This is a genomic window from Streptomyces sp. RB17 (assembly GCF_009604455.1).
GTDB lineage: Bacteria > Actinomycetota > Actinomycetes > Streptomycetales > Streptomycetaceae > Streptomyces.
In genome coordinates this window covers 695,623-714,341 of the sequence record NZ_WEGL01000005.1, presented here as the reverse complement: position 1 = coordinate 714,341, position 18,719 = coordinate 695,623, and the positions used below count along the sequence as shown (strand labels likewise).

Sequence of the window (18,719 nt, the reverse complement as noted above, 5' to 3'; positions counted from 1 at the left end):
CTCGACGCGTGATGACGCGAGGTCGGGTTACTCGCCGACGGCACCGTCGATGGCTTCACGGAGGATGTCCGCGTGGCCGACGTGGCGGGCGTACTCCTCGATCACGTGCTCGAGCACGAACCGGACATCGGTGTCGCCGAATTCCGGGTTCGGCACGAGGCGTGCAGGATCGCCGGTCACCCGTGCGAACACCTGCCGCGACTCCTGGCACGCCTTCAGATAGTCCTCGTACACGTCCCTGGCCGGCGTAGGGTCCGACTCGTCGTACCACTCGTCACCGGCAACGGTGACGTAGGTCTGATAGGGATAGAAGTGAGGGGTTGTGGCCGCCAGCGTCCGCTGGAACCAAGCCCGCTCGACCCCCTGCAGATGGCGCATGAGCCCCAGCAGCGTCAACGCCGATGACTGCACGGGCGGTTGCCGCAGTTGGGCCTCCGACAGGCCCTCACACTTCCACAGGAAGGTCGCACGGTGGTACTCGAGGTTCGAAGCGATCACCCTCAGCCACGGGCCCGACACCACGCGCTCGGGACGAATGATCTTCTGCACCACGATGTCGTCCACGCTGGGGTCTCCTCACTCGTCAACAGGCTTGGGCAAGTGCAGGCGCACGATTCCGGGACTGGGTGGCTGGCGCCCTACTGCCACGCCGAGTGCGTCCGCCCAAAAGGACCCCCGTTCGCATCGAAACTCATCGCCTGGTCGACCGAAATGCTCGTGATCGGGTCTCCGCGAAGCGTCGCCCCTTTGAGGCGGGGCCGGATCACACCTCAGCCGTGGCCATCACGCAACCGCTGGTCAGAACGAATCCCGGTTCCCGGAAGGTCCTATGGACCGGCACGCCTGGACCCTCGCGCACGCGGAAGCCTTCCACTTCATGGGCGGCGTCCCGCGACGCCTGGTGCCGGACAACGTCACGACCGGGGTGGACAAGCCGGACCTCTATGACCCGCAGATCAACAAGTCGTACGCCGAACTCGACGCCCACGACGACATGTTGGTGGATCCAGCTCGCGCTTCGAAGCCGAAGGACAAGCCCAGAGTGGAGCGGCCCGTGCCTATGTCCGTGACTCGTTCTGGAGCGGACGGGCGTTCACCTCGCTTGAGCACATGCAGGCCGAGGCCCGGCTCTGGGGCAGGGAACGTCGCCGGTCAGCGGCAGTGCCGCCCGAGCCGTTCGTGCTGGCCGAATGGTCGAATGGTCGACGGCGATGGTCGGCCCGGATGTCCACGTCAAGATCGGCCACACCCTCTACTCGGAGCAGATCGCCGAGGAAGGTCAGGGTGGCCTTGGACAGCTGCAGACTGGACTGGTAGACAACCGTCTCAGTGCCCCCGGCGGGGTTGCTCTTGTTTCGCATACGACATCAACTGCCGCCGGGGCCAGAGGCGTTACAGCCCGATCCGCATGCCGGGTGGGCGGTAGAACGAGCTCACAGGGTGGTGGTGAATTCCCCGTCGGCCAGCTAGCGGAGCCAGCCCCGGTCGGCCGGCCGGTTCAGCTTCGCGCGCAGCGCCTTCGCCCTGGCTGGCTCGATGGACATTCCCAGCTCACCACAGACCTGCTTGACCATGATTGGCGTATCCGCCCCTCGCATCACATCAATGGTCCGCTGGTAGTCCTCTGCCAGTACCGTCTCGTCGGTGTCGCGCTCGCGCCGCGGCACCAGCAGCACCGCGCGGCCCGCGACCTGGCGGTCACCCCCCGGCGGCGTCGTTTCCTGCTCGGTCACGACGTGCAGTTGTTCGGCCAGCCGGCGCGCGACCCGCTCGGCGACAGTGAGCTCCTCGAGCTCATCGCGCACCTCTTGGAGCTGTCGGATCAACTTCTCTGCCTGCATTTCCAGTTCGGTCCTGCGGGCCGTGGTCGGCTCGCGAAGGTCCGGTTCCGCGTCCATGGCCGCCTGATGCACCTCCTGCCCGGATGTACGGATCAGGCGCCTTGCGCACGCCGGGGAATCCGTGGATCGCTGATCACCGAAGCGGCAGACGATGCGCGAGTTCAGCGCGGCGTTCGCCGGACTTGATCAGCGGTTGGAAGACCGGGTGTACGGGAGGGCCAGAGGTTCCTTCAGGCCGGACGGCGAGTACGACGTCCTGTTGAGACATGGGCGGGCCGGCCCAGAGCGTCTACTCCGGGCCGGCCCGCCCCTGCGAGGTCAGCTTGCGGCGGGCACGGGGTCGCGGGTTGGTGTGGGCGTCTCCTTCGGATCGGGCTCGGCCGGCACCGCAGAAGGGGCGGGAGCAGGGGCGTAGGGAATCTCGCCGCGCAGGACGGCCTTGGCGCGGTCCTCGTCCAGCTCGCCCTCCCAGCGGGCGACGGCCAGGGTGGCGACGCCGTTGCCGACCAGGCTGGTCAGGGCGCGGGCTTCGGACATGAACCGGTCGACGCCGAAGATCAGCGCGAGAGCGGCGACCGGAACGTGTGGGACGGCGCTGAGAGTGGCGGCCAGGGCGATGAAGCCGGAGCCGGTGACGCCTGCGGCGCCCTTGGAGGTGAGCAGCATGACGGCGAGCATGGCCAGCTGCTGGGTGAGGCTGAGGTCGATACCGAGGGCCTGGGCGAGGAAGACCGAGCCCATGGTCAGGTAGATGGCGGTGCCGTCGAGGTTGAAGGAGTACCCGGCGGGCAGCGTGATGCCGACGACCGGTTTCGAGGCGCCCACGTGCTGGAGCTTGGCCATCATGCGCGGCAGTACGGGCTCGGTGGAGGAGGTGCCCAGGACGATCAGCAGCTCTTCCTTGATGTAGCGCAAGAAGGGCAGCAGCCGCAGTCCGTTCAGGCGCATCACGGTCCCGAGGACGACCAGGACGAAAAGGAGGGAGGTCAGCCAGAACGAGCCGACCAGCAGGGCCAGGTGGCGCAGGGTGCCCAGACCGTAGTGGCCGATGGTGAAGGCCATTGAGCCGAACGCGCCGATGGGAGCCAGCCGCATGATCCAGCGGATGAGCGTGAACAGCACCGTGGAGAACTTCTCGACGCCCCGGGCGATGCTCAGGCCGGCCTCTCCGCTGGCGTGCAGGCCGAAGCCGAACAGCACCGACACCAGCAGCACCGGCAGGATCTCGTTGCCGGTCAGGGCGCTGACCAGGGTGGCCGGGATCATGGCGAGGAAGAACTCGGCGAAGCCCGCATGGGCCGTGGTCGACTCCGGCGGCAGGCCCTTGGCGGACAGGGTCGAGACATCAACGTGCAGCCCACTGCCCGGCTTGACGACGTTGACGACGACCAGGCCGATCACCATGGCCACGGTGGTCAGTACCTCGAAGTAGACCAGAGCCTTCAGGCTCACGCGGCCGACCGCGCGGGCGTTGCCCATGGAGGCGATGCCGTGGACGACCGTGCAGAAGATGATCGGCGCGATGAACATCTTCACCAGCGCGATGAAGCCGTCGCCGAGCGGCTTCAGGTCAGCGCCGACGGACGGCCACAGCCCGCCCACGGCGGCGCCGAGAAGGACGGCGATCAGGCACTGGACGTACAGGTGGGACAGCATCCGGCGGATGCGGCCCGGTGGTGCGGTGACGGTACCCGGGGCAGCGTCGTTGCGGCTCATGCGGGGCGTCCTTCCAGGACGGGAACGAGGAGTTCGGCTCGGGCGATACGCCGGGCGGCGCGGTGCAGCAGCACCGTGGGGGACGCGCCGTCCGGTGCGGGGACGGCTTGGGTGGTGATCACGCCGGCGGGGGTGCCCAGGCGCAGCGTGCCGTCGGCGGTCTGCCGGGCGACGCGGTGGGCGAGGGTGCCGGGGGTGGCGGCGGCCGTGGCCAGGGCCACGGCGGAGGTCAGGCCGATCGCCGGGTGCGGGGCGTGCATGGAGACCATGCGCACGGCCAGGTCGTACTCGTCCTGGTTGACGAGTATGCCCTGTGTGGTGCGATAGAGCGCGGGTCGGGCGACGATGCCCACTTTCGGCACCGCGTGGCTGACCGGACCGTCCTCGCGGGCCAGGCCCATGGCCAGCGCTGCCTGGCGGCGCAGCAGTGTCAGCGCGGGCACTGCGGTGGCGAACGCGGTGAGGGATTCCGTGCCGTCGAGGCCGAACGCCTTGGCCTCGAAGAGCGCGGCCGGCGCGCCGGCGTCCACCAGGGATGCCTCGACGGGACCGTCCGGGCCGGTCAGCTCGTCCAGTGCCCGGCCGGTCGGCAGTGCGCGGCCGGTCGTCGAGCCCGCCGGATCCTGGAACCCGAGCAGGACCGGCACGCCCGGCGCCGAGGTACCCGGGACCACGGCCGTGCCCTCCTCCGGGGCCACGCCCGCGGGAGTGGGGATCGTGCCGGTGAGGCGGGCCCCGGTGTTGACGTTGAGCATGCGGACGGTGGTGGTGTCCGATGCGATCGGCACGAGATCGTGGTGGACGGCGTACAGGGCCACGGCGGTGGCGCAGTTGCCGCAGTTGCTGGCCCACTCCACGCGCTCGTCGCCGATTCCGACCTGTGCGAAGGCGTACTCGACATCCACGCCGTGTTCGGCCGACGCCCGTACGACGGCGGCCTTGGAGGTGGTGGAGGAGGCGCCGCCCACGCCGTCGATCTGACGGGGGTCGGCGGCGTTGAAGGCGGCGAGCAGGAGGGCGTCGACGTCCACGCCCGTGGCGGCCACGTCGCGGTGGTCGAAGATCCAGCACTTGCTGGTTCCTCCGCGGATCATCTCGCCCTGCAGACGCAGCACAACTGACTCCTCACAGACATGGAAGGGGAAGCCCACCGACGGTCTCGCCGTGCGTGGTGTCCTCCACGGTGGGTTACGGCAGCGTGAAGTACAATCTCGGAAATCTGCATAGCTATTAAGGTGAAGTGAACGCTGGAGGTGGCGGCATGCTCGACGTCCGGCGCATTTTGCTGTTCACGGAGGTCGCCCGGCGCGGCTCGGTGACCGCGACAGCCCGCGCCCTCAACTACACACCGTCAGCGGTATCGCAGCAGATCAGCCGCCTGGAAACGGAGGCAGGCCAGCCCCTGCTGGAACGCCACGCCCGGGGCGTCACCCTCACCGACGCCGGACGGGCGCTGGCCGAACGAGGGCAACGGATCGAACGCGAACTGCAGGCCGCGGAAAACGAACTCGCCGACTACGCCGGCCTGCGCGCGGGCACACTGCGCATCGGCACCTTCCCCACCGTCGGCGCCTCGCTCCTCCCGCAGGCCGTGATCGCCTTCCGGGACGCCCACCCCGACGTACGGCTGACCGTCCGCAGCGCCCGCATCGCCGGGCTCTGGACGATGCTGGAGAACCGGGAGATCGAAATGTCGCTGATGTGGGACTACGACTGGAGCCGAATCGACCGGGAGGACATCGTCGTCACCCCACTCCTCGATGACCCGCCGGCCCTTCTCGTCAGCGACCACCATCCACTCGCCGGCCGCGACGCCGCCTCACTCGCCGACTTCGCGCACGACCCCTGGATCACCCGCGCCGACCATCACCCGGTGGCCGAAGCCCTCGTCCGCGGCTGCCGCGCCGTCGGCTTCGAGCCCCACATCGCCTACGAGGCCCACGACTACCAGGAAGCCCAGGCCATGGTCGCCGCCGGCATCGGCGTCGCCCTCGCCCCCACCCTGGCCCTGGAAGGCATCCGACCCGGCGTCAACGTCCTGCCCCTCCAGCCGCCGGCCCCCATCCGCCGCATCCTCCTCGTTCGCATGGCCGACCACTCGCTCACCCCCGCCGCCCTGACCTTCGCCGGACTCCTCCGCGATGCCGCTGCGACCCGAACACCCTGACGCTGACACCGAACCATGCCCACCGGTCATGGCACCATCGCACTCACCGCTGAGAATCCATGCCGCGCACTTCGGTGTCGGACGTGGGCAACCGGCGACGGCCAGCAACCCTGGCCATACGTCGGGTTCGTGATCCGGAAGGAGCACCGGGTCCGAGGTGGGCGTGGCGAGCGTCGGCTCCGGCAGTGACAGGCCGAGGGGATGGTCGACGTCTTCCACTGCGGGGTGATGGCAGTGGGCGGTTCGCCTGGTCAGCGGATCCGCGGCAGCGCGCTGTCCGGATGCGCGGCTTGCACGTGCTTGACGGCGATCTCGAGGTGGCCCACCTGAAGAACCGGCGCATCCTCACCAAGCGCCGCCTGCACGTCCGTCACGCCACCACGCTCCTTCGCGCCCTGCGATTTCTGACCGCCATCGAGATCGCGCGCTGACAGACGATCTTGGTGCCGGACAACCGCCCCCGGCCGGCACGCGTGCACAACCCACCGCCCACACCAAACCCGTGACCAGCGAATTCAAGGTGGTGTCTCTTCAATGCACCTGCCCTGCCTTGGGGCGCGCTCCGGCGCGGTTCCAGGCGGGCTGAGCGCGCGGCCGGACGGGCCCATTACGCTTGGGCGTTCCGAGGGCGGTCGCCCGCCGCCCGGCGGAGGGACGGCCCTCGTGCGGCTGCCCCGGACCACCGCACCCAAGGACGGCAACCGAGTGTCTTTCTTCACCATCGGCCACCGCGGTGTCATGGCCGCCGAGCCGGAGAACACCCTGCGCTCCTTCCTGCGGGCCGAACGCGAGGGGCTGGACGGCATCGAACTGGACCTGCACCTGAGCAGGGACGGCGAGCTGGTCGTCATGCACGACGAGACCCTGGACCGCACCACGGACGGCTCCGGGCCCATCGCCGACCAGGAGTTGCGGCAGCTCAAGAAGCTCGACGCCGGCCTCGGCGAGCCCATCCCCACGTTCGGGGAGGTGCTGGACGCCGTCGGGCCGACGCTGCCGATCCAGGCGGAGATCAAGGACGTGGCCGCCGCCCGGTCGCTGGCCAGGGTGCTCACCGACCGCGGCCTGCTGGACCGGGTCTCGGTGCTGTCGTTCCACGACGTCGCACTGATCGAGATCCACAACCTGCTGCCGCAGGCCCGCACCGTGCTGGTGGCAGGCCCCAGCGCGCACCGCGACACCTTCGTCGGCCGCGCCCAGAAGGTCGGTGCCACGCTGGTCAGCGTGGAGTTGCGCCAGCTGAACCGGGCCATCGTGGACAAGTGCGGCGCCGCCGGCATCGACGTGATGGCCTGGACCGTCAACGACGAGCGCGACCTGGCGCTGGCCCGGACCCTCGGCCTGGTGGGCTGCGTGACCGACCAGCCCGGCATGAAGCGACTGGTCGAGGCCACGGCCTGACCCCACGGGTCCGGGACGAACTGTTCGGCGCCATCTGCGCGGCCTCGTACCTGACCGTGAGCGGCGACGTGGTGACAGTCGACTACAAGGAGGCCGGCGACCTGAACGACCCGTCCGTGGCCCCGCGCGACGTGTGAAGACACGGGGCCACGCTCGTCCTGTCAGGAGCTGGGCATGCCACTGGAAACGGTAGAGGCCGCGCGGCCGCGGTGCGCCGGAGAGCTTGAGCGTCTACATCTCCATCAGTGGGCCATCGGGGAACCGGGCAAGGTCGGCCGGTGCACATCGCCGGCTCCTCTGCCTTGCTGGTTCCCCGCAAGCCGGCGCAGCGTTCAGTACTGCTCGGTCTCCATGAAACCCGAGTTCCCGTCGTCGTCCGAGCCGAAGGCGTCCACGGCGGCGGTCGGGTCGAATCCGGGCGGGCTGTCCTTGAGGGCCAGGCCCATGCCGGCCAGCTTCGCCTTGACCTCGTCGATCGACTTCGCACCGAAGTTGCGGATGTCCAGCAGGTCGGCCTCCGAGCGCGCCAAGAGCTCACCGACGGAGTGGACGCCCTCACGCTTGAGGCAGTTGTAGGAGCGGACCGTGAGCTCCAGCTCCTCGATCGGCAGCGCCAGGTCGGCGGCAAGGGCGGCGTCCGTCGGGGACGGGCCCATGTCGATGCCCTCGGCGTCGATGTTCAGCTCGCGGGCGAGACCGAACAGCTCGACCAGGGTCTTGCCGGCGGAGGCCATGGCGTCACGCGGACGCATCGCCTGCTTGGTCTCGACGTCGACGATCAGCTTGTCGAAGTCGGTGCGCTGCTCGACACGCGTGGCCTCGACCTTGTACGTGACCTTCAGAACCGGCGAGTAGATCGAGTCGACCGGGACACGGCCGATCTCCTGGCCCACCTGCTTGTTCTGCACGGCGGAGACGTAACCGCGGCCACGCTCGACCGTCAGCTCCATCTCCAGCTTGCCCTTGCCGTTCAGCGTGGCGAGGACGAGGTCGGGGTTGTGCACCTCGACACCGGCCGGGGGCGCGATGTCGGCGGCGGTGACCAGACCCGGGCCCTGCTTGCGCAGGTACATCACGACCGGCTCGTCCTGCTCCGAGGAGACGACCAGCTGCTTGATGTTGAGGATCAGGTCGGTGACGTCCTCCTTGACGCCCGGCACGGTGGTGAACTCGTGCAGGACACCGTCGATGCGGATGCTGGTGACAGCAGTGCCGGGGATCGACGACAGGAGGGTACGGCGAAGGGAGTTGCCGAGGGTGTAGCCGAAGCCCGGCTCCAGCGGCTCGATCACGAACCGGGAGCGGAACTCGTCGACGACCTCTTCGGTCAACGAAGGACGCTGAGCAATCAGCACGAGGTATTGCCTCCAGGGTTTGGCGCCCGCTATCTGACGCCGTAGACACCTCAAGGGTACGGGCCGTACGACCTCCTGTGACTCCGCCACCCCGTAAACGGGGTGACTTCTCGCTGAACCGGTTGAACTTCGCGACGGACCAGCCCGGCCCGTAGTACGTTGAGAGCACCCACTGTGTCAGCGTGCGCTTGGTGGCCGCGCTCCTGACAGTGGAACTTCTCCTGTGTGGTCCGGTTTTCCTTGGCGTTGAGGATCGCGAGGAACACCCTCCCCATCCGGCATCAGCTGTCGAGCGGTTCAGCCCGGCCCTCGGTGCGGCCCCGTTGGGCAGGAAGCCGCCCGGCTTGTCGGGGTCGGGTCTGGGCTCCGGTGCCCGGCTCATGTTGCGGATCTTGAGACCTTCGTGCGCGATGAAGTCGTGCTGCCGCACGAGGCCGAGCGCGGTCTTGTGCGCGTGGTCCAGCCACTGACGCCGCACCTTGCCGTGGAGCCGGGTAACGGTCTCCACAGCCTGTCGGCGGCGCTTGCTGCCGCGCTTGCACCGGCTCAGAGCCTGTTGTGCGCTTTCCAGCTTCTTTGCGGACTTCAGGCGTGACGCGGGTTCTCGACAATTCCGCCGTTGGAATCGGCGAGGAAATTGGCTATGCCCAGGTCGCTGCCGACCACGCTGCCCGTGGGCGGCAGCGGTTCCGGAGAGGCTGCCCGGCGGTCAGGATCACGTATCAGCGTTTGCCTTCGCGGGATGGAGTCCCAGCGGCACCCGTCACCGTCCTTGGGGAAGCGCACGGTGTCGAACCGGTTCACTCCCCGAAAGCGCCGGTATCCGGGCTTCTCACCGGCCTTGATTCGGCGGAAGAACGCGGCGGAGGCCTTGTCCAGACGGCGAAGCGTGGCCTGCTGGGAGGAGAAGGACCGGCGTCCCTTTCGCTCCGGGCCGAAAGCGCGGACCGCCGTGAGCTGGGCGGACCGCGGCCCGTAGCGGACCGTTGTCCTGGAGACGTGCCGGTAGGCGTCACGTCGTTCCTGCAACGTGCCGTTGTAGAGCGAGCAGTGATCACGCAGCATCTCGCGCAGGGCTTAGCCCACCCCCTCCGGTTCTGCACCGCCGGTTCTGGTCCGGCTCCTACTTCGCGGAGCGCGGGGCCAGTGGTCGGAGCATTCCGAGGCGATGCTTGGCGCTCCGCGCCGCAGGGTTCAGGGATCGGATTCCTTCCCTGCCTGAAGGCGGGGATTCCCCCGAAGAAAGGGGATGGCACTTCGTCAATTTTCGCGCGATTTACTGAGGTTGCGTCATCTCAACGCGTCAGCGCCGACCTGGTGCTATGCCCGGTTCGGTCCTTCGGCTGCGCGTCACCTTGAGATGCGGGCTTCGATGCCGTCGAGCAGGAAGTCGAGGCCGACCCGGAAGGTGTGGTCGGCGTCCAGGTGGGCGGCATCGCGCACCACCGCGCCCAGCGCGGGGAATCGGCCAGTGGCGAAGGTTCGCTCCAGATAGGGCCCGAGTGAGGCCTGCCAACGCTTCTCGTCCATCCCGGTGGCCCGCTCGGCACGCCGCTCGGCGATCTCCCGACGCACCGCGCCGATCACGTACGCGCTGACTGCGGCGACCACCGGCATGACGGCGTCCACGTCGACGTCGCCCAGTGCGGCCACCACTGTCTCCCCAGTGGCCAGCGCGTGCGGCCCGAGCTGGGGTCGGCCACCCAGTAGATCGGCGAGCCATTCGTGCTCGTGAGCGGCGTGCCGGGTGGCTTCGGCAAGAGACCGGAGCACCTCCCGCCAGCCGTCTCCGACCGGCCGGATCTCGGCGTGGGCGGCGTCGACCATCAGGTCGAGCAACTCCTCCTTGCCGGCGATGTAGCCGTACAGCCGCATCGGACGGACGTCCAGCGCGGTGGCGACCTTGCGCAGGGACACCGCATCCAGGCCGTCCGCGTCGGCCAGCTGGATCGCCGCTCGCACGATCCGTTCCCGGCTCAACGGGGCCGGCACGGGTCGATTCGGTGGCTCCGGCCTCTCCCACACCAACATGGTCGCTAACAATACACCGCATCGGGCGATACGGTGTATCGACCTGTACGGCGTATCGGCTCTATCGAAGGAGAGGCAACCATGACCATCGCCATAGTCGGAGCCGGCCTGGGCGGCTTGGTCCTTGCCCGGGTGCTGCACATGAACGGCATCGAGGCCGTCGTGTATGAACGTGAATCGTCGCGCGGTGCGCGCGGTCAGGGCGGCATGCTCGACATCCACTCCGGCCAGCGGGCCCTGCGCGAGGCCGGTCTGATCGACCAGTTCCACACGATTGCCCGTGGCGAAGGCCAGGACATGCGCCTTCTCGAGCCGGATGGCACTCTGCTGCTCCAGGAGGACACGCCCGACGACGCCCCGCTCGAGCGACCCGAGGTCGACCGCGCCGATCTGCGCAACCTGCTGCTGGATTCCCTCCCCGAAGACATGGTGCGCTGGGGGCACGCGTTCACGTCCGCCGACGACGGCCTGCTGCACTTCGCCGACGGCGGAAGTGGGGCCTACGACCTGCTGGTCGGCGCGGACGGCGCGAACTCCCGGGTCCGCGCGCTGCTCACCGACGCACGCCCGACGCACATCGGCCAGAACGTCGTCGAGGTCGGCATTCCCGACATCGACCGCGCGCACCCCGACCTCGCGGCGATGGTGGGGCGCGGCAACTTCTGGGTGCTCGGCAACGGACTGTCCCTGGCGGCGCAGCGCAACGGCGACGGCCGCGTTCGCATCGGGATCAGCTTCTACAACACCCCCGAGGACTGGTTCGCCACCAGCGGGATCCCGTTCGACGACCCGGCCGCCGCCCGGGCGCGGCTGATCGACCTGCTCCCCGGGTGGGACTCACGGTTCACCGCGCTGATCGCGGCCTGCGACGACACGGTCGTGCCGCGGTCGATCACCACTCTCCCGGTCGGTCTGACCTGGCCGTCGAGGCCGGACGTCACGCTGCTCGGCGATGCCGCGCACCTGATGCCGCCGGTGGGAGAGGGCGCCAACATGGCGCTGCTCGACGGCGCCCTGCTCGGTCTCGCGCTGGCCGCGCACCCGGACGACTTTCCCACTGCCGTCAAAGAATACGAACGCGAGATGTTCGAACGCACCGGCGCTGCCGCCCGGATGTCCGCAAACATGCAGGAATTGCTGACCTCGCCGGACGCAGCCCAGAAAATGCTCGCATTCTTCCAACCTCGCTGAAGGTGACCAAATACGACCAGGAAGCCGGTCGTCCAGCCAACTGGCAGCATCCCGTGCGCCGTGACGATCCAGCTCAGCTACGCGCCCGGCCGCCAGGGACTCCGATCTCGGGCACGCTCTGAGGGCATCGCCGCCCGTGTCTTGCTGTCGGCGGGAAGGCGTGGGACAGCATGTTGCGGCAGTTCCCCGCCCTCGCACGATCGCGACTGTTTCGTCAGTCGAGCAGGACGCCGGGGTTGAGGATGTGGTGGGGGTCCAGGGCGCTCTTGGCGGCGCGCAGTGCCAGCGCGAAGGGTTGTGGGCGCTGGAGGTCGTAGCCGGGGCGGTGGTCGCGGCCGACGGCGTGGTGGTGGGTGATGGTGGCGCGGTGGCGGTGCAGGACGTCGGTCGCGGCGGCTTTGATGTCGTCCCAGACCTCGACCTCGCCGCCGGGCCGGCCGGCGAGAGCCACGGTGAAGTAGGGGGCGGCGCCGTCGGGGTAGACGTGGGTGAGGCGGCAGTTGATGGTGGCCGGGTGTCCGGTGGCCTTGGAGGCGGCGGCGCCGACCTCGGTGCGCACGGCGTCGATCAGGGCGGGAATCTTCTCCCAGGTGGCGGCGGTCTCGAAGGTTTCGACGACAGCGCCCATCCGGGCCAGGCCGTCGCGCAGGTAGGGCATGCGCAGGAACGCCGAGCGCCAGGCGCTCACGGCCGCGTCGGCCGGGGCGTCGCTGTCTGCCGCGTGTGTGTGGCCGCGGCCGCCGTGGCTGCGGGCCAGGTCCACGGCGGCCGTGAGGCGGTTGTCGACGGGAGTGGTGGCGGACTCGAAGCCAAGGACCAGGACGCTGGAGCCGTCGTGGGAGGCGCCGGACAGCAAAGCCTCGCCCGGGTCGAGCAGGCGGCAGTTGGCCGGGGCGAGGTCGGACTGGGCGATGGCCCGTACGGCGTCCAGCGCGTGGTGGAAGTCGGCGAAGGCCACCGACGCGGAGGCTTTGTGGCGGGGGCGTTCTTGCAAGCGCATCCATGCCTCGGTGATGACGCCGAGCGTGCCCTCGGAGCCGAGGAAGAGCCGGTCGGGTGACGGTCCGGCGCCGGATGCGGGCAGCCGCCAGGAGGTGTGCGCACCGGCCGGTGTGATCACGCGCAGGGATTGGACGAAGTCGTCGATGTGGGTGTGGACGGTGGCGTAGTGGCCGCCGGCCCGGGTGGCGAGCCAGCCGCCGAGGGTGGAGAACTCGAAGCTCTGGGGGAAGTGGCGCAGGGTCAGGCCGTGGGGCCGCAACTGGTCTTCCAGCACGGGGCCGAGGGCCCCGGCCTGGATGCGGGCAGAGCGACTGGTGGTGTCGATCTCCAGAACGCGGTCCATCGCGGTCAGGTCGAGCGAGAGGACGGCGTGGTGGGTGTCGCCGCGGTACTCCACGCCGCCGACCACCGAGGAGCCGCCACCGAAGGGGATGACGGCCACGCCGTGCTCGCCGGCCCAGTCCAGCAGGTCGGCCACGTCCTGGTCGCCGGCCGGGTGGCCGACGAGGTCGGGGATCCGGCCGGGCCGGCCGCGCAGGGCCCGGATGACGTCGCGGTATGCCTTGCCCATGGCGTGGGCGGCGCGCGCCTGCGGGTCGTCGGTGACCAGGTGGGCCAGAGCGGACGGGGGCGTAGCGGCGGGGCGGCTGATGGACAGGTCGGCGATGCGGGGTATCGGCAGCGGGCGGGCCAGGGTGCCCGGCAGCAGGGCGCCCAGCGCGGCGCATGCGGCGTCGTCGGGGTGGGCGTCGGCGTAGCCCCAGCCCCACCAGGAGCGGGTGCGGGAGGTGCGGGGGTCGGTCGCGGTGGCAGGCATGGGTGCGCTCCAGCGGTCCAAGGAATTTACCCGTCGGTAAATTACCCTAGGGTAAGATCTGGTTGCATGACAACGCTCTCCTCCCGGGCCGGTACCAAGGGCGTGCCGAGGGCCGCGCGCGAACGACAGGTCCTGGCCGCGGCCACCGAGGAGTTCGGCCACCACGGCTACGAGGCCACCACCATGGCCGCCATCGCCACCCGCGTCGGCGTCACCAAACCACTCCTGCACCACTACTTCGGCAGCAAGCAGGATCTCTACCTCGCCTGTCTCAGCCCCGTCGGCGACCGGCTGCTGGCCGCCATCCGCGCGGCGATGGCCGAACAGGGTGCCGACTCGCCGCCCACGCCCCTGCGCGTACTGCACGCCCTGTTCACCGCCCTCGACGGCCGGCGCGAGGCATGGTTCGTCCTCTACGACCCCACGCTGCCGCCCGACAGCGAAGCCGCCCACCGGGCGGCCTTCTACCGCGACGCCATCGACGACCTCGCCGCCACCGGCACCGCCGACCTCCTGCACACCGCCGGATCCACCGACCCGCTCGACGCCGACGCCCTCAAACACGCATGGCGCGGCCTGTGCACGGCCCTGGTCCGCTGGTGGATCAACCACCCCGACCAGTCACCCGACGCCATGACCCGACGCTGCGCACGTCTCGCCGAAGCCAGCCAGATCATCCTCACCGCCGGCAACGACACCACGTGAACCGGACGGACACCCCACAAGCGCCGGCCCGATCCCACCCCCATGCGAATGCGCCGGCAGCAATCCGGCCCAGCACTCCGGCAGGGCCAGGCGGGCCTGCCCGCGTTCCGCCCGGCACTCCCGCGGGGTCACCTCACTGGGAGAGCCTCATCGGCGCCGCAACAAAAGCGGCCCCACGAAAGAGTCTCGACGGGGCCGAGGCCGTCCATCAGACAGTCGTGCGCGAGCCATGGGAGCAATGGTCAACTCCTGTGGACCAGTTGAGGGCGCACGGTCGATTCAGGAACGGGCGCCCGCCACGGCCACAGCCGCGAGGTGCAGCCAAAGAGCGGCCGTACAACCACTACGGCGCGAGAGCCGAACGAGGAGAGGCAGTCCTTGCTCTCGACGATCGCGGGCCCAGATCTCCTGACCGTCGGCCGACCGGAAGAAGCAGTTCAGTCTCTCCACCGTCGCACCACCCCGGCGTAAGCACTCCTCGCGGACGGCAAAGGCGTCCACGCCCCGCGTTCCGAGCCGCCGCGCACGCAATTGTTCCGGCATGAAAAGGCGTGACGTCACACTGGATGGCCTCGCACCCGGCCTCCGCTCGGAGACCGAGCGCTGGACCCGCGGCCTTCCCGACGGCGGTCCACGCAGCCTCCCACGACGGGAGGGCACGGTATGGCTCTACCTCAACCGAGTCCGCACGGCTCTGCTGGAATGGTCGCACCGCTGCGACCATCTGCGGGAAGTGACCCGCGACGACATCCTCACCTACATCAAGACACTGCACGGCCACCATCGGCATGACCAACTCGTCGCCTTGCTTGCACTGTTCACCTGGGCCACGCGGAACGGGCTGATCTTCCGCAACCCCGCCTGCCGAATCAAGATCGGGCAATACGAGTACGCCGTGCTGCAACCGCTCGTCCCCGAGCAGCTCGAACACTCCGTCGCCGCGGCCACCACGCTGGCGACACGGCTCATCCTCGCCCTCGTGGCGGTCCACGCCGCCCGGGTCGCCCAGATCGCCACCCGCATGCTCGACGACGTCGACCTCGGCAACCGCCGGCTGACCATCGCCGGACGTGTCCGCCCGCTGGACGAACCCACCTTGCAGCTGCTGCTGGACTGGCTGGAGCACCGGCACCGACGATGGCCGAACACCGCGAACCTCCACTTGCTGATCAACAACCTGACCGCCAACACCACCAGCCGGGCCGGCAACCACTGGATCAGTGCTGCGATGCGCGGGCAGGACGCGACCCTGGAGAGGCTCCGCGTCGACCGGCAGCTCGAAGAAGCCATGGTCAAAGGCGCCGACCCGCTCCACCTCACGGAGGTGTTCGGGCTCGACGAGAAGACCGCGATGCGCTACGCGGACTCCGCACGGGCCCTCCTGTAACAGCCAGCCGAGCACCCGGCTTACCCCTCAGAAAACAACTTTGCCCGGATTGACAGGACTTGAAGAATGAGGCCATGCAGATTCGACAGGCATGGCCTGATGACGCATCAGCGGTCGCCGGCGTCTACGTTCGCTCCTGGCAGGCGGCCTTTGCCGGTCTTGTTCCCCAGCACTACCTCGACGCCATGGAGCCAAGCCGCGAAGAGTCCGAGTGGAAGACACGCATCGCGGAGACACGATGGCCATCGTCGGGAGTGCTGGTGGCCGAAACCGAGGCGGGGATCGTCGGATTTGCAGGTTTCGGCCCATCTCAGGAGACCCCTGCCGTCGCGGAGATCGGCACGCTTTACGCGATGCCCGAGGCCTGGGGCACTGGGATCGGGAAGCAGTTGATGCTGGCCACATTGACGGCTCTCGGACAGGCCGACTACACGCAAGCCACCTTGTGGGTCCTGGAAGACAATGAACGCGCCCGGCGCTTCTACGAAGCCGCCGGCTGGCACGCTGACGGCACAGCCGTGCAGGACACCACCGGTGGTGCCTCTCTCAACAAGCTGCGCTACCGCCGCCCTGTGGGCTAGGGCCCCTCAGCGTCGGTGGGGTAGTTGGGCGTTGGCGTCCGCCCTTCGGACCAGGGGTGGCCTGCGGGAACGCATTCTTGCCATGATCGCCTGGTGGACGATGACCCGCGCATACACCCCTCGAAGGTGGCCGACGACCGTGCATCGCTCACCTCGTTCCTCGACTACCAGCGGGCCACCCTGGCCATGAAGTGCGCGGGTCTGACCGGCGAACAGCTGAAGCAGAAGGCGATCCCGACCTCAGGACTCACGCTCCTGGGCCTGGTGCGCCACGCGGCCTCCGTCGAGCGGAGCTGGTTCCGCTTCATCGTGAACGCGGAGGACGTCAAGACGCCTTGGCCCGGCGAGGTCGACGGCACGTTCGCCGAGTTCCATGTCGAGGACGCCGACGTTGGCGAGGCGTTCGGAGTCTGGCGCGAGGAGTGCGCCTGTGCCCGCGCCGTCGCTTCTTCCTTCGATTCCCTCGACGACACCGTCAACTTCCGCGGCGAGACCATCTCACTCCGCTACGTCCTCACCCACATGATCGAGGAGTATGCGCGTCACAACGGCCACGCCGACCTACTGCGCGAAGCGATCGACGGAGCCGTCGGCGAGTAGATAGGGGAGCGTTACAGGTCGGCGAGCACCACGAGATGATCACATCATGGTTGCTGTGATCACTGTGTCGGAGCCCTCTTGGATAGCCCCCGTTCACTGGGGTGAGCCCGCGCTGCTTCTCCAAGTTGGTGACTGCACTGCGGCGCGAGGGAGCCGACTCGGTGCGGCGGGGCCGGCCCTGGAGCCTGCCGCTGGAGGACCGGGAGCTGCTGGTCGCGGCGTACTGGCGCACGAACTTGACGCTGCGCCAGCTCGCTCCGCTGTTCGGTATCTCTAAGTCGGCGGCCGACCGGATCATCGACCAGCTTGGGCCCGTGCTTGCGTTCCAGCCGCGTAAGCGGTTCCGCAAGGACACCGTGCTCATCGTGGACGGCACCCTGGTGCCCACCCAGGACCATTCGATCGCTGAACAGTCCAAGAACTACCGCTACTCCACCAACCACCAGGTGGTCATCGACGCCGACACCCGGCTGGTCGTGGTGGTCGGCCGGCCCCTGCCCGGCAACCGTAACGACTGCAAGGCATGGGAACTGTCCGGCGCGAAAGACACCGTCGGACGGACCACGGTGATAGCGGACGGCGGCTACCGGGGCACCGGCCTCGTCATCCCGCACCGACGCGAACCCGGCCAGACCGAACTGCCAGCCTGGAAAGAGGAACACAACACCTACCACCGCAAAGTCCGTGCACGCGTCGAACACGCCTTCGCCCGCATGAAGAGCTGGAAGATCCTCCGCGACTGCCGGCTCAAAGGCGACGGCGTCCACCACGCGATGCTCGGCATCGCCCGCCTGCACAACCTCCGCCTCGCCGATTGAGTGAACACGCCGCGCTGTACGCGGCCATGTCCAGGCCGACTCAGACCATCCACGGACACCTAGGCGGCGTCGAGCTCGGCGAACTCCGCTTCGGTCAGCTTCAGATCGGCCGCTGCAGCCGAGTCACGGATGGTCGTCGGCCGGGACGACCCAGGGATCGGGACGACGACCGGAGACTTGGCCAACTCCCAGGCCAGGCAGATCTGTTGTGGGCTGACCCCATGCTCCTCGGCGATCCGAGCGAACGCGGCGTGCGATGCACCCAGGCCGCCCGCCCTGGAAATACCGCCCAGCGGGCTGTACGGCAGGAAGGCGATCCCCAGCTCGGTGCACAACCGCAACTGCGGCTCACTGTCGCGGACCGCCGGCGAGAAGTTGTTCTGTACGGACACCAGCCGCTCGCCGAGGATCGCATGGGCATCGCGCAGCTGGTCGAGGTTCACATTCGAGATGCCGACCGCACGGATCTTGCCAGCGTCGTACAGGTCGCGCAGCGCGCCCACCGAGTCGGCGTAGGGCACGTTCGGGTCAGGCACGTGTAGCTGGTAGAGGCCGATGGAGTCCCCGCCCAACCGCTTGAGCGAGTCCTCGCACGCCTTCCGCAGGGTCGCGGGATCCCCGTTAAAGGACCACGATCCGTCGGCTCCGCGCGCCGCCCCGCCCTTCGTGCCGACCAGCACCTCGGAGATGTCACCGGCGTACGCTGCGAGTGCACGGGCGATCAGCGACTCGTTGTGGCCGGTCTCGGAGGAGTTCAGGCAGTACGACATGGCCGTGTCGATGAACGAGATCCCGGCGTCGAGCGCGGCATGGATGGTCGCGACCGCACGCTCCTCATCCGGCCGGCCCTCGATGGAGAGCGGCATCCCACCGAGCCCGATGGCGCTGACCGTAGCGCTGCCGATGCGGCGATTATGCATTTTCATACCCCCTGGAGTGACGCGCTGCGACGCCCGCGACTTTACGCCTCAAGGCTCGTGTCCACGGCTGTTCCCCGAATACGCCCGGCGGTGGGCGTGGGGCGCCATGCCGGGACGAGCGCACACAGCGGCTCAGAATGGGCAATCGGCCGATCACTGATCGTTATACGGGACAGCCCTTAGATGG

Annotated in this window: 16 protein-coding genes and 3 pseudogenes; 9 read left to right on the top strand and 10 right to left on the bottom strand. The window is 68.8% G+C overall.

The features are described from left to right. Positions 1–27 precede the first annotated feature (27 nt). Positions 28–564 (bottom strand): DinB family protein, encoded by a 537-nt coding sequence (locus tag SRB17_RS24990; RefSeq protein WP_323376195.1) that lies wholly within the window; start codon positions 562–564, stop codon positions 28–30. A 265-nt stretch (positions 565–829) separates the two neighbouring features. Between SRB17_RS24990 and SRB17_RS46595 the strand changes: the two are divergent. Further along, positions 830–1,259 (top strand): annotated as a pseudogene (locus SRB17_RS46595) (IS21 family transposase); the annotation flags it as partial. A 207-nt stretch (positions 1,260–1,466) separates the two neighbouring features. Here the strand turns inward: SRB17_RS46595 and SRB17_RS24985 are convergent. From SRB17_RS24985 to SRB17_RS24975, 3 genes are all read right to left on the bottom strand, one after another. Next, positions 1,467–1,898: a hypothetical protein gene (locus tag SRB17_RS24985; protein ID WP_153542293.1), complete on the bottom strand. Its 432-nt coding sequence runs from the start codon at positions 1,896–1,898 to the stop codon at positions 1,467–1,469. Between the two features lie 261 nt (positions 1,899–2,159). After that, positions 2,160–3,557 carry a C4-dicarboxylate transporter DctA gene (gene dctA, locus SRB17_RS24980; protein WP_153542291.1) on the bottom strand — a complete coding sequence of 466 codons (1,398 nt, stop codon included), beginning with the start codon at positions 3,555–3,557 and terminating at the stop codon, positions 2,160–2,162. Then, on the bottom strand, positions 3,554–4,672 hold the full coding sequence (locus tag SRB17_RS24975) for a PrpF domain-containing protein (protein ID WP_323376194.1): 1,119 nt from the start codon (positions 4,670–4,672) through the stop codon (positions 3,554–3,556). Before SRB17_RS24975 ends, dctA begins: the two co-directional genes overlap by 4 nt. A gap of 146 nt (positions 4,673–4,818) precedes the next feature. Here SRB17_RS24975 and SRB17_RS24970 point away from each other — a divergent pair, with 146 nt between their 5' ends. Further along, the gene (locus tag SRB17_RS24970; RefSeq protein WP_153542289.1) at positions 4,819–5,724 is read left to right on the top strand and encodes a LysR family transcriptional regulator; all 906 of its coding nucleotides are present in this window, start codon (positions 4,819–4,821) and stop codon (positions 5,722–5,724) included. A gap of 251 nt (positions 5,725–5,975) precedes the next feature. Here SRB17_RS24970 and SRB17_RS47650 read toward each other — a convergent pair whose 3' ends face one another. After that, positions 5,976–6,098 (bottom strand): hypothetical protein, encoded by a 123-nt coding sequence (locus SRB17_RS47650; RefSeq protein WP_267133446.1) that lies wholly within the window; start codon positions 6,096–6,098, stop codon positions 5,976–5,978. 331 nt (positions 6,099–6,429) lie between these two features. On the opposite strand from SRB17_RS47650, the gene SRB17_RS24965 reads away from it, so the two are divergent. Further along, the gene (locus tag SRB17_RS24965) at positions 6,430–7,125 is read left to right on the top strand and encodes a glycerophosphodiester phosphodiesterase (protein ID WP_323376193.1); all 696 of its coding nucleotides are present in this window, start codon (positions 6,430–6,432) and stop codon (positions 7,123–7,125) included. A gap of 332 nt (positions 7,126–7,457) precedes the next feature. Here SRB17_RS24965 and SRB17_RS24960 read toward each other — a convergent pair whose 3' ends face one another. The 3 genes and pseudogenes from SRB17_RS24960 to SRB17_RS24950 form a co-directional block, all read right to left on the bottom strand. Then, entirely contained in the window at positions 7,458–8,480 is a 1,023-nt protein-coding gene (locus SRB17_RS24960) for a DNA-directed RNA polymerase subunit alpha (protein WP_323376192.1), read from the bottom strand. Positions 8,481–8,530: 50 nt separating this feature from the next. Next, positions 8,531–9,554, bottom strand: a pseudogene (locus SRB17_RS24955) (RNA-guided endonuclease InsQ/TnpB family protein). A gap of 276 nt (positions 9,555–9,830) precedes the next feature. Beyond that, positions 9,831–10,511, bottom strand: coding sequence for a TetR/AcrR family transcriptional regulator (locus tag SRB17_RS24950; RefSeq protein ID WP_153542287.1), 681 nt, complete (start codon positions 10,509–10,511; stop codon positions 9,831–9,833). Between the two features lie 81 nt (positions 10,512–10,592). Here SRB17_RS24950 and SRB17_RS24945 point away from each other — a divergent pair, with 81 nt between their 5' ends. Beyond that, on the top strand, positions 10,593–11,702 hold the full coding sequence (locus SRB17_RS24945) for an FAD-dependent oxidoreductase (protein WP_153542285.1): 1,110 nt from the start codon (positions 10,593–10,595) through the stop codon (positions 11,700–11,702). A 214-nt stretch (positions 11,703–11,916) separates the two neighbouring features. On the opposite strand, the gene SRB17_RS24940 is transcribed toward SRB17_RS24945, so the two are convergent. Beyond that, the gene (locus tag SRB17_RS24940) at positions 11,917–13,521 is read right to left on the bottom strand and encodes an FAD-binding oxidoreductase (protein WP_153542283.1); all 1,605 of its coding nucleotides are present in this window, start codon (positions 13,519–13,521) and stop codon (positions 11,917–11,919) included. Positions 13,522–13,587: 66 nt separating this feature from the next. Here SRB17_RS24940 and SRB17_RS24935 point away from each other — a divergent pair, with 66 nt between their 5' ends. The 5 genes and pseudogenes from SRB17_RS24935 to SRB17_RS24915 all read left to right on the top strand — a co-directional run bounded on the left by SRB17_RS24935 (position 13,588) and on the right by SRB17_RS24915 (position 17,612). Further along, the gene (locus SRB17_RS24935) at positions 13,588–14,226 is read left to right on the top strand and encodes a TetR/AcrR family transcriptional regulator (RefSeq protein ID WP_153542281.1); all 639 of its coding nucleotides are present in this window, start codon (positions 13,588–13,590) and stop codon (positions 14,224–14,226) included. A 541-nt stretch (positions 14,227–14,767) separates the two neighbouring features. Beyond that, positions 14,768–15,613, top strand: coding sequence for a hypothetical protein (locus tag SRB17_RS24930; RefSeq protein WP_228396233.1), 846 nt, complete (start codon positions 14,768–14,770; stop codon positions 15,611–15,613). Positions 15,614–15,687: 74 nt separating this feature from the next. Further along, positions 15,688–16,194, top strand: a complete 507-nt coding sequence (locus tag SRB17_RS24925) for a GNAT family N-acetyltransferase (RefSeq protein ID WP_153542279.1) — start codon at positions 15,688–15,690, stop codon at positions 16,192–16,194. Positions 16,195–16,287: 93 nt separating this feature from the next. Beyond that, positions 16,288–16,794: a DinB family protein gene (locus SRB17_RS24920; RefSeq protein ID WP_323376191.1), complete on the top strand. Its 507-nt coding sequence runs from the start codon at positions 16,288–16,290 to the stop codon at positions 16,792–16,794. 46 nt (positions 16,795–16,840) lie between these two features. Then, a pseudogene (locus SRB17_RS24915) lies at positions 16,841–17,612 on the top strand (transposase). 59 nt (positions 17,613–17,671) lie between these two features. On the opposite strand, the gene SRB17_RS24910 reads toward SRB17_RS24915, so the two are convergent. Then, a complete protein-coding gene (locus SRB17_RS24910) occupies positions 17,672–18,532 on the bottom strand; it encodes an aldo/keto reductase (RefSeq protein WP_153542277.1) in 861 nt (286 codons plus the stop codon). Positions 18,533–18,719: the final 187 nt, after the last annotated feature.

What these genes read in the sequence shown, in the direction of transcription:
- SRB17_RS24985 (WP_153542293.1), bottom strand. Translation starts at nt 1,898, where the DNA reads ATGGACGCGGAACCGGACCTTCGCGAGCCGACCACGGCCCGCAGGACC.
- dctA (WP_153542291.1), bottom strand. Translation starts at nt 3,557, where the DNA reads ATGAGCCGCAACGACGCTGCCCCGGGTACCGTCACCGCACCACCGGGC.
- SRB17_RS24970 (WP_153542289.1), top strand. Translation starts at nt 4,819, where the DNA reads ATGCTCGACGTCCGGCGCATTTTGCTGTTCACGGAGGTCGCCCGGCGC.
- SRB17_RS24950 (WP_153542287.1), bottom strand. Translation starts at nt 10,511, where the DNA reads ATGTTGGTGTGGGAGAGGCCGGAGCCACCGAATCGACCCGTGCCGGCC.
- SRB17_RS24945 (WP_153542285.1), top strand. Translation starts at nt 10,593, where the DNA reads ATGACCATCGCCATAGTCGGAGCCGGCCTGGGCGGCTTGGTCCTTGCC.
- SRB17_RS24940 (WP_153542283.1), bottom strand. Translation starts at nt 13,521, where the DNA reads ATGCCTGCCACCGCGACCGACCCCCGCACCTCCCGCACCCGCTCCTGG.
- SRB17_RS24935 (WP_153542281.1), top strand. Translation starts at nt 13,588, where the DNA reads ATGACAACGCTCTCCTCCCGGGCCGGTACCAAGGGCGTGCCGAGGGCC.
- SRB17_RS24930 (WP_228396233.1), top strand. Translation starts at nt 14,768, where the DNA reads ATGAAAAGGCGTGACGTCACACTGGATGGCCTCGCACCCGGCCTCCGC.
- SRB17_RS24925 (WP_153542279.1), top strand. Translation starts at nt 15,688, where the DNA reads ATGCAGATTCGACAGGCATGGCCTGATGACGCATCAGCGGTCGCCGGC.
- SRB17_RS24910 (WP_153542277.1), bottom strand. Translation starts at nt 18,532, where the DNA reads ATGCATAATCGCCGCATCGGCAGCGCTACGGTCAGCGCCATCGGGCTC.